Source organism: Duganella sp. GW821-FHT07F09 (genome assembly GCF_059418705.1).
On the sequence record NZ_JBWKQJ010000008.1, the window covers coordinates 128,555 to 143,720 of the forward strand.

Consider the following 15,166-nt stretch of genomic DNA (forward strand, 5'->3'; position numbering starts at 1 on the left):
AAGAATCGGGACGTGCTGCCATCAAGACGCGGCGCGCGCCCGTCTGTTTAGGTGTACTAGCTCAAACTTGACCTGACACCAACTGTCAGATGAGTTAGAGTTCCGATAGGCTGCGACCGGCCAGAAGCCGCCGTTCGTAGCGGCCGTGTTGGATGCTATTGATCGCTGTACCTTGTGTGTATGGCTTACTGTAGGAACTCTATGAAGAACTGCGAGGACCTTATGTCTTGGTTGAAGTATCTTGATGTTGAGTACATCGACGATCCAAAGTGGGAAAGCTTAACCAAGCTGGACATAAATGATCCTAAGCACTGGAGTCGAATCATAGATTTGGCGATGCGCGCGGATGTGGAAAATTTGAATGCGATATCTAACCAGTCTATGAAGGCAGTGCTCGATGATCTCGAAGATTTTCCGGAACGGGAGGTCAAGAGGCTGATGAATAAAATTTGCATGCCATTTGAAGCGCCAATGCGCGATCACATTGCGTTTTTTCGAATCGTACGCCAAGAGCTTTTTGGTCCGAACGAATGACGCTCAGCTGCTTCCGGCCATCACCGAACCCTTGCGTAACTAGTGAGAACATAAAACATGGAAGTAATCCACGTTGTATCAGTTGACCCGGTTTCTCCGGGAGATGAAAGTGCATCTGTGACACTCGATAGCGGTAAGGGGCAACTCGTCGCATTTTGTTGGCCATGTGGACTGCATGTTGGAGACGAGGTTGAGAATCGGCTTTCCACTCTGGAAGGAACCGCTCGTGCCGCCTATTTTTCAGACTGGCCAGCAGAAGAAATAGAAGCGTTGTCTTCAGAACGGATAGAGCGTACTGGTCATTATTCTTATGAGGGACGAGGCCGCGTCGTTGATGAGGCAGAGGGTCTTGTTGAAGTCAATGGGTTTGTAATCGAGCTAAGTAATGTGCACTGTGATGGCTATGTTGATTTTGAAATTAAGCGCCTTGATGTTCGTGCGTAGATAGGGCTGAAACCGGCCACTACCGGACGTTCGGGGCACACAAACAAGTAAGCTTAGGCTATATGCAAATTCGACCGTTCCCTTGGAAATCGCTTTTCTTGGCTCCTTTCGCTAGCGTTCCGGCCTTGACGCTTGCTGGCTTGGGAAGTTCTGATGCGGGTGCAGCATTCGACTTTGGTTGGGGAATTTTCTTTGGGCTCATGCTGGCGGTTCCAGCTTCCTTTGTGGGTATGCTACTTATCGGCATCCCGATTTTCTTGATTTTGCGGCCTCACAAGTACGCGCTGATGCTGGCCACCTGTGCAGTTGGCTTTGCTATACCGTTTCTCATGTTTTTCGGAGATGCTCCTTCAAGAACAACTTTGGGAGCAGTTGCTTCAGGCGTCGCAGTGGCTGCAGCAGCATATTTTTTACGGCCACGTAATGCCTAACCACTTAAACAACCGGACGGCTTATGACGTTCCATATCAATCGATTTCCGACCATTAATGAGATTGCTGAGTTAGCCAGCTTGGCGAAAAATACGCCCATGGAAGATCGCGTGGGTAAACTGCACCTCAGCGAGTTTCGACTAGCTGAGGACCGCCAGCGTAATGCCTTCATGTTTCAGACTGACGCAGTCTCGCGCGAATCTAGCGGACGGAGTCATTATCTGATGTTTTTTATGCGCCATTGGTTCGATATTCGTAGTAAGCATTGGGACGGCATCGAAGTGAGTTTTTACGACTTTCCTGTGGATATGGAGCCAGATAGAAGATGGATCGAGCAATGCTTTGGGCAAGCCGCAAGGGTCTATGGCTGGAGTAGTGGCCCCCCTCATGAGAGGAACATCTTCGATCCAGTATTTTGCACAGATGACTGGTGTGGTGGTGGGGGCTGAGAGTTCTCCCCGTCAATGACTGTAACCATTTAACGAGAAGTGTCCTCAAACATCGGTTGCCTCCTGGCGTGACAATTCGTGCACTTTTCGCACAAGCAAGATGCTACGCTGTGTCCAATCGGCCGCGTACGGCCAGGAGCGGCCGTTCGTGACAGGCACGTTTCGTATTAGGGCCGACTCGCTGAAATGAATCCTATTATCGTTAAAACACTGAGCTCGACGCCATCGCCGGGGCAGTTAGCGCAATCGATTGACTTGCTGCGCCGATTCGACGAAAGCGAGCTGTTCAATACGCTATTTTTCCTTAGCATCCAGCGACAAGGGGCTGGCCTTCCGGTTGCCTATGCGGCAATTGCGCTGAATGCACTGAATCCAAAATGTGAAATTACGCCAAAGGAAGCCCTTGAAGTGCTACTTCCCGATTGGGATGTAAGCATTGAGGAGGTCGTTTTTTACTTAATGCAGCAGTTCGGCATGAAGGCTATGCGTTCTGCAAAGCAGGAAATCGAAGCGAATTGCAACCTTGCCGAGACTGCCAAAAGGCGCTTGGAGACAGTTAGATATTGGGGAAATATCTGGCTCGAAAGCGAGCGCGCTGGTCGATTGGCCGAATAGGTTGAATACCACGCGACCCGCTTCGTCGCGGTGGACTTCGTTGGATACGGCGTAGAGTGCCGGCTTGTCGCTGTCCGGTTTGGAGCGCATGCTACCGGTCGCCAGTCGGACATCGTGTGTCAGGTCAAGTATGAACCAGTACAGTTAGGAACGCCCGCCCTAAACACCCCACCGCCTGGCGCGTCATGGAAGAGACATCAACACGCCGCTCTTCCACGGAACCCATGTGATACCGATCCTGGCCCCCCTGTTTCAAGGGCCGCTGGCCGAACTGGCCGACGCCCTCTCGCTGGCCCCGGCCATGCCGGCGCATGCGCATGCCGCCACCGGCTTCACCGACGGTTCGCCCCTGCTCGACGACACGCTGCGCCGCTACGCCGCCCGCCTGCAATACGACGGCGGCGACCTACGGCCGGTCGCCTCCGCGTGGGCCATGGCGTACACCGGCGCGCTGCTGCCGCCGGTCAGCGCGGCGGCCACCTTGCTGGGCCATGTGTTTCCCGTCGCCGCAGGCCAGACCGCCGTCAGTCTGGCGCCGGACGGCACGCCGACCACCTTCCACATCACCTCCGAGGGCACGGCCATGCCGGGCGCCGACACGGCCACCCGCTACACGCCGCTGGTCTGGCAGCACCTGCTGCCGCTGTTCGACGCCGTGAGCGCCCACACCCGGCTACCCAAGAAGATCTTGTGGGCGAACACCGCCCGCCAACTGCTGGCGATCTTCGAGACCGCCGGGCAACTGGCGCCGGGCATGCCCCGCTTGGATGCCGACCGCGACCGGCTGCTGCACGCGCCGTCGTGGGACGCACCGACGCGGCCCAATCCCCTGTTCGGGCGCGACCGCTCGGTGGTGCTGCACCGGGATGGCGCGGCGGTCACCCATAAGCTGCACCGCCAATGCTGCCTGTACTACCTGCTGCCCGAGCCGGGCTACTGCGACGCCTGCCCGCTCGACCCCGGCCTGCGCGCGCCTCAACAAGCCTGACCGGCCAGCGCGTCGACGGGACTGGCGTCGCCGGCCAGGTCGGCCCCGGCCCCGGCGCCGGTCTGCGGCGGCTGGCGGCGGTCCTCGACGATATGGCCGCCGGCCATGCGGATCACCCGGTCGGCCAGGTGGAAGTAGCGGTCGTCGTGCGAGATGGCGATCACCAGATGGCCCTTGGCGCGCAACTCCGGCAACAGCTCCGTGTAGAACAAATGGCGGAACGTCGGGTCCTGGTCGGCCGCCCATTCGTCGAACACCAGCACCGGACGCCCTTCCAGGTAGGCGTGCACCAGCGCGAGCCGCTTGCGCTGGCCGGTCGACAGGTCCAGCGTGCTGAACACGCCATCCTTCAAACTGACCTTGTTGGCGATCTCCAGCCGCGCCATGTATTCCAGCGCCGCCTCCGCCACCAGGTGCGGACGGCCGTCGATGCCGCCGGCCAGCACGTTGTCGAACAGGTAGAAATCGGCGAACACCGTGGTGAACAGCTGCCGGTAGTCGTCGCGCCCCTCGTCGGTGACGACCTGCCCGTCCACCAGGATCTCCCCCTGTCCAGGTCGGTACAGGCCCAGCAGCATCTTGATCAGCGTGGTCTTGCCGGAGCCGTTGTCGCCGACGATGAAGACCAGCTCGCCACTTTGCAGGCGCAGATCGACCGGGCCCAGCGCGAACCCCCGGTCTTCCGGGTTCTGCGGCGTGAACGCGTAGCGCACGCCGCGCAGCTCGATGCTGGTCGACATGCCCACCCGGCGCGCGGGCTGGTCCAGATGCAGGTGCGGCTCGGGGTTGGTGAAGCGCTGCGATAGTTCGGCGATCCGCTGGAACCCGACCTTGGCGCGCCCCACCTCGGGCAACATGCCGATGATCTGGTCGATCGGTCCCTTCAGGAACAGTAGCACCAGCACGAAGCCGCTCAGCGCCACCGGCTCGACCGGGCGCACCGCCGCCCATCCCAGCAGCAGCGCGATCAGCAGGAAATACAACGCCGAGCCATAGGCGGCGGCCAGCACATAGGTGTTGATGGCCTTGCCGTTGACGTCGCGGATGGCGTCGATGGTGCGCTCGATCTGCCCGTTCAGTATCCGCGCGCGCCGCTCGCGGTGCATGCGCAGTTCCTTGGCGCCCTCGCTGATATCGCGGTAAGCCTTGTGCAGTTGCTCCTCGTGCTCGCGCGCCTTCCAGAACCCGGCCACCCCTTTGGACTGGGCGTACAACTGGATCGCCGAGCCCAGGATCAACGCCGTCAGCAGCATCGCCAGCAGCGGCGGCGACAGATACGCCAGATACGCCAGGCAACCGAACACCGTCGCCACCGACACCATGGTCGTCGCCAGCACGAAGATGACGTCGCTGATCATGTCGACGTCCTGGGTCAGCACCGGCATCAGGCGGTGGGTCTTGAAGCGCTCGAGCGCGTCGATCGGCGCCGACAGGATTTTCCTGGCCAGCGACTTGCGCACTTCGGCCACCAGCCGCTGGCCGACGTGGTTCATGGCGATGTGGGAAGTGGCCCGTCCCGCCAGCGCCACCAGGCACAGCCCGCCGAAGAACAACGCGATGCGCCACGACATGCCGCCGGGAAGGTTGAGCACCTGGTTGATCGTCGCCAGCAAGGCCACCGACGCGATGCTGGCCACCGCGCCGGTCAGCGCGGACAGCGCTATCCAGGGCAGGAAGGGCCGCAGCAGCGGCAACAGATCGCGTATCCGGCCGCCTTCGTTGTTTGAAATGGTCATGCTCTACCTCGTGTCATGGTTGATGTCAATGCGTGCGGCGGGCCCCGTCAAGGGCGCAGTACCGACGTGCTCAGCAGCGGATCGCGCAGGATGTCGTCCTCGCGGAACGGAAAGGCGAGCCAGTCCTTGCGGGCGTAGCGCGCCACCGCGGCGCTGCCGGCGCCGCCGCGCACGGCCCGCTCGTCCTGCCCGTGGGCCAGCAAGGTGCGCGCCTCGACGCCGCGCTTGCCGAACCAGACCATCTGCAGGTAGCTGTTGGCGACCACGTTCGGCCCCAGCGCCAGCTCGCCGACGTCGGGACAGGCGGTGGCGAAGTAGCCGACGTCGCCGCAGCCGCCGTAGATCGGCCAGCGCTTGCCGCCGCTGCGCACGGCGCGCCGCGCACTGGCGGCCTCGTCCAGGGCGACGCCCTGCGCGGTCAACGACACGACGGCGGCCGCCAGTGCCTTGGCCGCGACGCCGTCGGCCGGCCGCGGCGCGGCGGGCGTGCGCAGCGGCGCGGCGGCCGAGAACGCGACGGTGAACAGGTCCTTGCCGGCGCCCTTCTCCAGCTCGCGCCAGAAGGTTTCCCACAGCAGCGCGCCATGGTCGCCGACCTCGCCGGTGTTGCCCCAGGCGCGCAACACGGCGCAGGCCCGGACCAGCGAGACGGCGGCGGCCGAAGGCGACTCGCCGGCGCAGGCCTGCTCGAGCAGGGGCAGCTTGTATTGCTCGGCGGTGTAGACGCGCGCGCTGAGCACATCGCGCGCCGCCCACGCGCCCAGCTCGGCTGCGGAGCCGGCCCCGCGCCGCGCCAGGTCCAGCGCCAGCTCGTGCCCCAGACGGCCCCGGAAACTGAGCGCCGTGCGCTCGTCGCCCTGCAGCGCCGAATACCCCTCCAGCGGCTGATCGACGTTGGACAGCCAGTGGCTGTCGTTCATGTTGGCCACATAATCTTCGCGCAGCAGGCTGGGCAGCCGCTGCGCCGGCATCGCCCCCGGCTGCGCCGAGGCGGCGTCGAGGCGCCAGTCGCAGGCCGAGCGGGTGCCGTCGAGCACCGGCGTGCGCGGGTCGAGCCCGGCGAACGCGGCCGCCAGCGGCGCCGCGCAATCGCGGCGCAGGTCGTCGGGCACGTTGGGCACGGCGCCGATGTCGGCGTACCAGACGCGGCCGTCACCGCGCCCCACGGCCAGCGTGTTCACCCACGGCATGGCCGCCTCGCGCCGCTGGATGGCCATGAACTCGTCCAGCGAGGCGGCGCGGTCCCAGGCGAGGAAGTTGCGGAAGATGCGCCAGTTCCCGCCGTTGACGTCGCGCACCGCCATCGCCCGCTGCGCCGACCAGGCCAGCGCCGGATGCAGGCCGCGCAAATCGACCACCGGGCCGAAGCGCGACGCATACAGCGTGCGCCCGACCTGGCGCGCGCCGCCGTCGGCGTCGCGCACGGCCACGGTGACGTGGCGCTTGCTCAGCGGGGTCGACACGCCGTCGACCAGATAGCGCTCGGGATCGGCGGGATCGAGCGCCAGTTCGAACAGGCCGAAACGCCGGGTGCGCGACACCGTATGGCTCCACGCCACGTTGTCGTTGAAGCCGATCATCACCAGCGGCACGCCCAGAAAGCCGGCGCCGGCCACGTTCAATTGTCCGGGGATGGTCAGGTGCATCTGGTAGAAGCGGTCCGGCCCGCCCCAGAACCAATGGGGATTGCCGAACAGCAGCGCGCCGTCGTCGCCGGTCGCCGCCCGTCCCCAGGCGATGGCGTTGCTGCCCAGTTCGGCCCGCGCCCCGAGGTTGTTGGCCAGCCGGGCCTGTAGCGCGGCCACGTCGGCGGCGTCGGCCACGCGTTCCGAGGCGGGCCTGGCGTTGACGATGTCGGTCATGAAGTGGCCGTAGCCGGCCATGACCTGCGCCGCGTACAGGCGCCGGTAGATGTCGGACGGGGCGATTTCGCGCACCCACGGTTCTTCCAGGCAGGTGCGGGCCGCGTGGCGCCGCGGGCGGGCGCGCGCCTCGCGCAGCAGCTTGTTGTAGCCGTCGGCGTAGCCGGCCACCAGCGCGGTCAGCTCGGCCGGCTGCGCCTGGCGCATGGTGGCGACCATGTCCTCGTCGGCGAAGGCCTTGAAAAAGAAATCCGCATCGATGTTCTTCGGCCGTCCCATGCTCGAGGCGCCGGGCAGGCGCTGGTCGGCGCCGAAGTACCAGGCGCGCTGCCCCGCGTACGTGACGAAGGCGTCGGCCAGGGTGCACAGCGCGTCCTGCGCCTGCACATAGCCGACGCCGAGGCCCAGCTCGCGCCAGTCGGCGGCGCGGATGTGGGCGATGCCGTCGGTGGTGCGGCGGATTTCGACCGCGCCCGGCGGCGTGGCGGCGCCGGCCCGGGCCGGCGATGGCAAGCACAGCGACAGCGACAGCGACAGCGACAACAATAACGACAACAGCGCGTACAACGGCGCGGCGGCGCGGCGCGGCGGCTGGGTGGAACGGCGACGAGGCATAAGCGTGATCCTTGGACGAGGGATTGAGGGGCAACCATGGGGGACGACGAAGCGCCGTGTTTCATTCCCAAGACGCGCCCGCGCCGCGCTTGTTTAAGCCGGCGCGACTAAACAGATGCGCGCGGGCGCCGTCCTGAGGGGGTGGCCGGTACATGCCGGAGCTGACGCTCCCTCGCCGACTTTCCATCACCGGCTTTCCATCACCATTAACCAGTAACGTTTTCGTGGGGTTTCTCGAATGCACATTCACGACTTGATTGGGATCGGCTTCGGCCCGTCCAACATCGCGCTGGCCATCGCCCTCCAGGAGGAACGGCAAGCCGGGCGCCGCCACGTCGATGCGCTCTTCCTTGAAAAGCAGGCCAGCTTCGCCTGGCATCCCGGCATGCTGCTCGACCATGCGCACATGCAGATCTCCTATCTGAAGGACCTGGCCACGCTGCGCAACCCGCGCAGCCGCTACACCTTCGTCAATTACCTGCACGAGCACGGCCGCTTGCCCGACTTCATCAACCTGAAAACCTTCTTCCCCAGCCGCCGCGAGTTCAGCGACTATCTCGGCTGGGCGGCGCGCCAGTTCAACGACCGCTGCGTCTACGGCGAGGAGGTGGTCGAAGTGCTGCCGGAGCATCGGCAAGGCGACGTCGTCGCGCTGCGCGTGCGCTCGCGCGACGCCCACGGCGGCATGCACGAGCGGCTGACGCGCCAGCTGGTGCTCGGCATCGGCGGCACGCCCAGGCTGCCCGAGTGTTTCGCCGACGTCGCCGGCGATGCGCGCGTGTTCCACTCGAGCCGCTACCTGACGGGCATCGCCGCCAACCGCCAGGCCCGCAAGATCGCGGTGATCGGCGCCGGCCAGAGCGCCGCCGAGATCTTCGTCGACCTGCACAACCGGCCCGAACCGGCGCAAATCGACATGATCATGCGCGCCCGCACCCTCCATCCGTCCGACGACAGCCCCTTCGTCAACGGCGTCTTCAACGCCGACTTCACCGACTACATCTTCCGCCAGGACGACGCCACGCGCGCCGGCCTGCTGTCGGAATTCCATCGCACCAACTACGCCGCGCCCGACCTGGCGCTGATCGAGCAGATCTACAAGATCTTCTATGAAGAGCGCGTAGCGCGCGGCGACCGCCACCAACTGCTGCGCCAGCACCAGATCGGCGCCGTGCGCGCGCGCGCCGACGGCATCGAGCTGGTGATGCGCGACGAGCAGCGCGACAGCGAACTGGTGCGGCGCTACGACGCCGTGGTGCTGGCCACCGGCTATGGGCGCGAGCACCACCGGCACCTGCTCGCCGAGTTGGGCCCGCACCTGGGCGACTTCGTCGTCGACCGCAACTACCGCCTGCAGGCCGGCGCGGCGTTCCGGCCGGCGATCTTCCTGCAGGGCGCCTGCGAGGACACGCACGGGCTGAGCGACACGCTGCTGTCGGTGACCGCGCTGCGGGTGCAGGAAATCATCGACGCCCTGCCCGTGGAAACGGCGCCGGCGGTCGTCGACGCGCAGCCGCGCCGCGCCGCGCTGGCCGGCTGAACGCCGACGCTTCGCTCACATCACACAGGGAGAAACCATGGACCATCTCAACATCCACACAAACCAGGCGCTGGAGCGCGAGCTGGCGCGCCGGCACGCGGCGCTGTCGCAGCCCTACCAACTGACCCCGCACGCCATGCTGGAAAGGCAGGCGCGCCAGGAATCGAGCGCGCGCAGCTATCCGCGCCGCCTGCCGCTGGTGCTCAACCGCGCGGCCGGCATCTACGTCGAGGACATCGAGGGCCGCGTCTTCATCGACTGCCTGGCCGGCGCCGGCACGCTGGCGCTCGGCCACAACCACCCGGCGGTGGTCGAGGCCATCATGGCCGTGCTGCGCGACGGCACCCCGCTGCACACGCTGGACCTGACCACGCCGGTCAAGGACCGTTTCGTGCAGGACCTGTTCGAGCTGCTGCCGGCCGGCTTCGCGCGCGACGCCCGCATCCAGTTTTGCGGCCCGACCGGCGCCGACGCCATCGAGGCGGCCGTCAAACTGGTCAAGACCGCCACCGGCCGCGGCACCATGCTGGCCTTCCAGGGCGCCTACCACGGCATGACCCAGGGCACCTTGCAACTGATGGGCAGCCTGGGGCCGAAGACCCCGGTCAACGACACGCTCACCGGCGTGCAGTTCCTGCCCTTCCCATATGACTACCGCTGCCCGCTCGGCCTGCGCGGCGAGCCCGGCGTGCGCGCCAACCTGGCCTACCTGCAAAGCGTGCTGCAGGATCCGGAAGGCGGCGTGCCGCTGCCGGCCGGCGTCATCGTCGAAGCGATCCAGGGCGAAGGCGGCGTCATCCCCGCGCCCGCCAACTGGCTGGCCGGGCTGCGCGCGCTGACCGCCGCCGCCGACGTGCCGCTGATCCTCGACGAGGTGCAGACCGGGTTCGGGCGCACCGGCCAGATGTTCGCTTTCGAGCACGCCGGCATCATGCCCGACGCGGTCGCGCTGTCGAAGGCCATCGGCGGCGGGCTGCCGTTGGCGGTGGTGGTCTACCGCGACAAGCTCGACGGCTGGAAGCCGGGCGCCCACGCCGGCACCTTCCGTGGCAACCAGCTGGCGATGGCGGCCGGCTCGGCCACGATCCGGCTGCTGCGCGCGGAAGGCCTGGCCGAGCTGGCCAACGCGCGCGGTGCGCGCCTGTCCAAGGCGCTGGACCAGCTGCGGCAACGCTATCCGCAGATCGGCGACGTGCGCGGCCGGGGCCTGATGCTGGGCGCCGAGATCGTCGACCCGGACGCCGCGCCCGATGTCCAGGGCAATCCGGCGGCGGCGCCGGCGCTGGCCCTGGCGATCCAGCAGGAATGCCTGCGCCGGGGCTTGATCATCGAGCGCGGCGGCCGCCACGGCTGCGTGATGCGCTTCCTGCCGCCGCTGATCATCACCGACCGCGAAATCGATCGGGTGGCCGACATCTTCGGCGCCGCGCTGCAGGCCGCGGTCGCCGCCGGCGACGGCGCCGATGATGCCGGGATTGCGGCGGGTGGCCGGAAAGTGCTTTCCATGATAGGATAACAACGCCCTCATCCCGCCAGATGCCGAGCGGGCGGCCCATGCGCGCATGGCCGCCGTTCGCTGCATATGCCGGCTCGCCCTCCGAGCCCGGCCTGCGCCAGCCACATCGCCACCGTAGCGAGCCTGGGAAAGGCATGGTTCCCCGGCCGCACAAGGTCCGGGGTGGCTGGTTCTGTGGCCGGGACGGATTGTGATCACGCATTATTATCGAGAACTGTTTAATTTCTGCCTGCGTAAAGTCAGGGACCCCGATCTGGCCGCCGACCTGGCGCAGGAAAGCTATGTCCGCGTGCTGACGATGGAACAGTCCGGGCAGGCGATCCTCGATCCCCGGGCGCTGCTGAGGAAAGTGGCGGTCCACCTGAAGATCGACATGGACCGCCGCGCCGACATCCGGCGCCACGACGACATCGACACCCTGGCCGAACCGGACATGCCGGTGCAGCCGGCCCACCTTCAGCCGGAAGAAGTCTATTCCTCCTCGCAGGCGGCCGAGGCGTATCTGAAGGCCATCGAGCAACTGCCCGACCGCTGCCGCGAGGCATTTTGCCTGTACGCCTTCGACGATCTGTCCAACAAGGAGATCGCCCGGCACATGGGCATCTCGCTGAGCATGGTCAATCAATACATCGGACGGGGCAAGCTGGCCTGCGCCGCCTGCCGCGCGGCGTTCGAAGGATGAGCTCCCCTCCCTCCTCCACCGGCCCGTCCGGCGCGCCCGGCCCCGACGACATCGCCATGAACGAATCGGCCGCCCATCTGCGCGCCAGCGATCCGGTCGACGTCGCCGCGATGGCGTGGCATGGCCGCCGCGAGCAGGGCCTCGACGCCGGCGACGAGGCCCTGTTCGGCCTGTGGCTGGCGGCCGATCCGGCGCACCGGGCGGCGTTTTCCCGCCTGGACGAGGGCCTGCGCATGCTGCGCGGCCTGCCGGCCGGCCGTACCGCCCACCTGCGCCGCGCCAGCCCGCAGCCTGCCGGCGGGCCGCCGGCTTCGGCGCCCGCCTTAACTCCCGCCTCTACTCCCGCCGCCACTCCCGCTGCTCCGCCGCAAGCGCGGCCCGGCCAGGGCGCCTGGCTGGCCGCCGCGCTGGCCGTCCGCCCGGCGGCGCTGGCGTTGTGCTGCGTGGCGCTGGTGGCCGCCGGCGTCGGCTGGCGGCAATGGTGGCGGCAACCGACCTTCGAGCACGTCTACACCGCGCAGCGCGGCCAGTTGCTCGACGTCGCGCTGCCCGACGGCAGCCGGCTCACGCTCGACGCCGGCACCCGCGCGGAGGTGACCTTGTACCGCGACCGCCGCCTGGTGCGCCTGCCCGACGGCCAGGCGATGTTCGGCGTCGCCCGCGACGCCGCCCGGCCGTTCACCGTGCTGGCCGGTCCGGCCCGCGTGACGGTGCTCGGCACCCGCTTCGCGGTCCGCTGCCGGGACTGTGCAGGCCAAAGCGCCGAGGTCGATATCGAGGTCGAGGAAGGCCGTGTCGGCGTGAGCCGTGCCGGCCTCGACGGCGATGCCGGCGCCGTCGGGACGGCGCAGTTGCGCGCGGGCCAGTTCGTCCGGGTGTCGACCACCGCCGGCCTGGGCGCGGTCGCCGCCGTCGGCCCGGGCGGCATCGCCCCCTGGCGCAAGGGCCTGATCCGCTTCGCCAGCACGCCGCTGGCCGAAGCGGTGCGCGAATTCGAACGCTACGGCGCCGTCAACCTGGTGGTCGCCGACCCCGAGGTGGCGCGGATGCCAATCGGTGGCAGCTATCGGGTGGGCAATCCAGCCGCGTTCGCGCAAGCCCTCCCCCATATCCTGCCGGTCAGGCTGGTCCGGCGCGCCGACGGCATGACCGAGGTGGTGCGGGCAAAGTAATCCGCTGACGGGGGTGTACATTTCGGCCGGTCGTGCGTCTTAGATAGTAATGAGATCAGTAATGAGATCGATTTTCATTTACACGTTTCATTTATACTAACCACTATCGTCCAGGAAACCCATGCCGCACGCGCTACCCCGCCTCCACCTCGCCCCGATTTCCCTCGCCGTCGCCCTGGCGCTCGCCAGCCCGGCCTGGGTCCACGCCCAAACCGCCGGCAATAACGGCACCGTCGCGTTTTCCATCGCCGCCCAGCCGCTGGGCGCCGCGCTCAACGAGTTCTCCGCCGCGACCGGCATCCCGGTCGCCTTCCCGCCGGCCTTGGTCGCCGGCAAGACGGCGCCGGCCGTCCAGGGCACGGTCGCCACGCGCCAGGCGCTGGACCAGTTGCTCGCCGGCAGCGGCCTGGAGGCCCGACAAGAAGGCGCGACCATCATCATCGGCGCCGCCACGCCCAGGACGGCCGAAAAAACGCTGCCGCTGGTGAGCGTGGCGGCCAGCGCCCTGCTGCCAGGCGACCTGCCGGAGGCGTACGCCGGCGGCCAGGTCGCCAGCGGCAGCCGGCTCGGCCTGCTGGGCAACCGCGAGGTGATCGACACGCCGTTCAGCGTCACCAGCTATACCGCCGAGCTGATCACCAACCAGCAAGCGGTCACCGTGGCCGACGTCATGGCCAACGACCCGTCGGTGCGCACCGTTTCCTACGGCTTGACCAACGCGGCCGGCGCCGGCGATTCCTTCATGATCCGCGGCTTCTATGTGCAAAACTCGATCCTGTTCGACGGCATGTACGGCGTGGCGCCGTCGCGCACGCTGCCGGTCGAAACGGCCGAGCGCGTGGAAGTGCTCAAGGGACCGAACGCGCTGCTCAACGGCATGGCGCCCTATGACGCCTCGGGCGGCGCCATCAACATGGTGCCCAAGCGCGCCGGCGACAAGCCGCTCACGCGCCTGACGGCCACCTACCTGTCGGACGGCGTCTTCGGCGGCCATGTGGACATCGGCCGGCGCTTCGGCGAGCAGCAGGAATGGGGCGTGCGCTTCAACGGCGTCTATCGCAACGGCAACACCGCCACCGACGGCCAGAAGGTCGATCTGCAGGCCGGCACGGTGGCCCTCGACTACCGCGGCGCCAACCTGCGGGCCTCGCTCGACGCCGGACACCAGACCATGAACAACGAGGCGCCGCAGGGCGCCGGCGGCCTGGGCTTCGCCGACGGCGTCGCCATTCCGGCCGCGCCGAACGCGCGCCGGCGCGCCGCGCAGGACTGGGAATACTCCGACACCAAGAGCGATTACGCGCTGGCCAAGGTGGAATACGACTTCGCGCCCGACTGGACCGTGTACGGCGCGGCCGGCTACAGCGACAACCACTTCGAATACCTGTCCACCGACATCTTCGTCACCGATACCGCCGGCAACGCCCAAGCGACCGCGTACTACTGGCCCGATTACTACAAGCACCGCAGCGCCCAGGTCGGCATGCGGGGCACGTTCAAAACCGGCGGGCTGAAGCACCAGGTGAACCTGAACGCCAGTTACCTGAAACGCACGCACGGCTTCACGGCCGATTATTACGGCATCAAGAGCTTCGACACCAACATCTACCAACCGTCGTTCGTGAGCGCTCCGTCGCTGGCGGGCTTCCCTTCCACCGCGCCGAAGACGGACAAGGTCGAACTGCCGTCGTACGCCATCGCCGATACGATCTCGTCGGCCGACGACCGCGTCGCCGTCACGCTGGGCGTGCGCCGCCAGAACGTCAAGTACATCGCCTACGACACCCGCACCGGCGCCGGCAGCACCACCTACGACCAGGGCGCCACCACGCCAATGCTGGCCGTGCTGTTCAAGCCGCAGGCCAATCTGTCCCTGTACGGCAACTACATCGAAGGCCTGAGCCAGGGCGACACCGCGCCGGTGGGCACCACCAACGCCGGCGAGGTCTTCTCGCCCAAGGACACCAAGCAGTACGAAGTGGGCGCGAAATACGACTTCGGCCGCTTCAGCGCCGCCGCCGCCATCTTCCAGATCACCCGTCCCAGCGGCCTGATCATCGGCAACGGCGACGGCACCGCCACCTACAAGGTCGACGGCGAGCAACGCAACCGCGGGCTGGAACTGACCTTCTTCGGCGAACCGCTGCCGGGCGTGCGCGCGCTGGGCGGCGTGGTCTACACCGACGCCCGCCTGACCCACACCGACGGCGGCCGCTATGACGACAACTTCGCCCCGAACGTGGCACGCCGCCAGCTCAACCTGGGCGGCGAGTACGACGTGCCGGGCGCAGCCGGACTGACGCTGACGGCGCGCATGATCGCCACCAGCAAGCAGGTCATCGACCAGGACAATTCACGCACCATTCCCGGCTGGACCCGCTGGGACGCCGGTGCCCGTTATGCCATGGTGGCATGGAGCCGTCCGCTGGTGCTGCGCGCCAACGTCAACAACCTGTTCGGACGCGACTACTGGACCAGCGGCTCCGGCGCCTGGCTGAACCTTTCGCAGCCACGCACCGTATCGCTGTCGGCCACGATAGACTTCTAAGGCCATCCCGGCCAGGCGTACGGGCCGCGCGCCA

Annotated in this window: 13 protein-coding genes; 11 read left to right on the forward strand and 2 right to left on the reverse strand. The window is 66.8% G+C overall.

The annotated features are described in order from the left end of the window. Window positions 1-222 precede the first annotated feature (222 nt). The 6 genes from AC07P1_RS21440 (at window position 223) to fhuF (ending at window position 3,461) form a co-directional block, all read left to right on the forward strand. On the forward strand, window positions 223-534 hold the full coding sequence (locus tag AC07P1_RS21440) for a hypothetical protein (RefSeq protein WP_494697731.1): 312 nt from the start codon (window positions 223-225) through the stop codon (window positions 532-534). A 57-nt stretch (window positions 535-591) separates the two neighbouring features. Beyond that, window positions 592-978: a hypothetical protein gene (locus AC07P1_RS21445; protein WP_494697732.1), complete on the forward strand. Its 387-nt coding sequence runs from the start codon at window positions 592-594 to the stop codon at window positions 976-978. 62 nt (window positions 979-1,040) lie between these two features. After that, a complete protein-coding gene (locus AC07P1_RS21450) occupies window positions 1,041-1,409 on the forward strand; it encodes a hypothetical protein (protein WP_494697733.1) in 369 nt (122 codons plus the stop codon). A 23-nt stretch (window positions 1,410-1,432) separates the two neighbouring features. Continuing rightward, the gene (locus AC07P1_RS21455; protein ID WP_494697734.1) at window positions 1,433-1,858 is read left to right on the forward strand and encodes a hypothetical protein; all 426 of its coding nucleotides are present in this window, start codon (window positions 1,433-1,435) and stop codon (window positions 1,856-1,858) included. 186 nt (window positions 1,859-2,044) lie between these two features. Continuing rightward, complete coding sequence (locus tag AC07P1_RS21460) at window positions 2,045-2,473, forward strand: hypothetical protein (RefSeq protein ID WP_494697735.1); 429 nt, start codon at window positions 2,045-2,047, stop codon at window positions 2,471-2,473. 226 nt (window positions 2,474-2,699) lie between these two features. Then, window positions 2,700-3,461: a siderophore-iron reductase FhuF gene (gene fhuF / locus AC07P1_RS21465; protein ID WP_494697736.1), complete on the forward strand. Its 762-nt coding sequence runs from the start codon at window positions 2,700-2,702 to the stop codon at window positions 3,459-3,461. Here the strand turns inward: fhuF and AC07P1_RS21470 are convergent. Then, on the reverse strand, window positions 3,449-5,197 hold the full coding sequence (locus tag AC07P1_RS21470) for a cyclic peptide export ABC transporter (protein ID WP_494697737.1): 1,749 nt from the start codon (window positions 5,195-5,197) through the stop codon (window positions 3,449-3,451). The two genes, fhuF and AC07P1_RS21470, sit on opposite strands and share 13 nt — an antisense overlap. Window positions 5,198-5,244: 47 nt before the next feature. Beyond that, window positions 5,245-7,674: a penicillin acylase family protein gene (locus tag AC07P1_RS21475; RefSeq protein ID WP_494697738.1), complete on the reverse strand. Its 2,430-nt coding sequence runs from the start codon at window positions 7,672-7,674 to the stop codon at window positions 5,245-5,247. Window positions 7,675-7,912: 238 nt separating this feature from the next. On the opposite strand from AC07P1_RS21475, the gene AC07P1_RS21480 reads away from it, so the two are divergent. From AC07P1_RS21480 to AC07P1_RS21500, 5 genes are all read left to right on the forward strand, one after another. Next, window positions 7,913-9,214, forward strand: coding sequence for a lysine N(6)-hydroxylase/L-ornithine N(5)-oxygenase family protein (locus tag AC07P1_RS21480; protein WP_494697739.1), 1,302 nt, complete (start codon window positions 7,913-7,915; stop codon window positions 9,212-9,214). A gap of 37 nt (window positions 9,215-9,251) precedes the next feature. Beyond that, the gene (locus AC07P1_RS21485; protein ID WP_494697740.1) at window positions 9,252-10,730 is read left to right on the forward strand and encodes a diaminobutyrate--2-oxoglutarate transaminase; all 1,479 of its coding nucleotides are present in this window, start codon (window positions 9,252-9,254) and stop codon (window positions 10,728-10,730) included. A gap of 190 nt (window positions 10,731-10,920) precedes the next feature. Beyond that, window positions 10,921-11,412 (forward strand): RNA polymerase sigma factor, encoded by a 492-nt coding sequence (locus AC07P1_RS21490; RefSeq protein WP_315223031.1) that lies wholly within the window; start codon window positions 10,921-10,923, stop codon window positions 11,410-11,412. Beyond that, window positions 11,409-12,584, forward strand: coding sequence for a FecR family protein (locus AC07P1_RS21495; protein ID WP_494697741.1), 1,176 nt, complete (start codon window positions 11,409-11,411; stop codon window positions 12,582-12,584). Before AC07P1_RS21490 ends, AC07P1_RS21495 begins: the two co-directional genes overlap by 4 nt. Window positions 12,585-12,705: 121 nt before the next feature. Further along, window positions 12,706-15,132 (forward strand): TonB-dependent siderophore receptor, encoded by a 2,427-nt coding sequence (locus AC07P1_RS21500; protein WP_494697742.1) that lies wholly within the window; start codon window positions 12,706-12,708, stop codon window positions 15,130-15,132. Window positions 15,133-15,166: the final 34 nt, after the last annotated feature.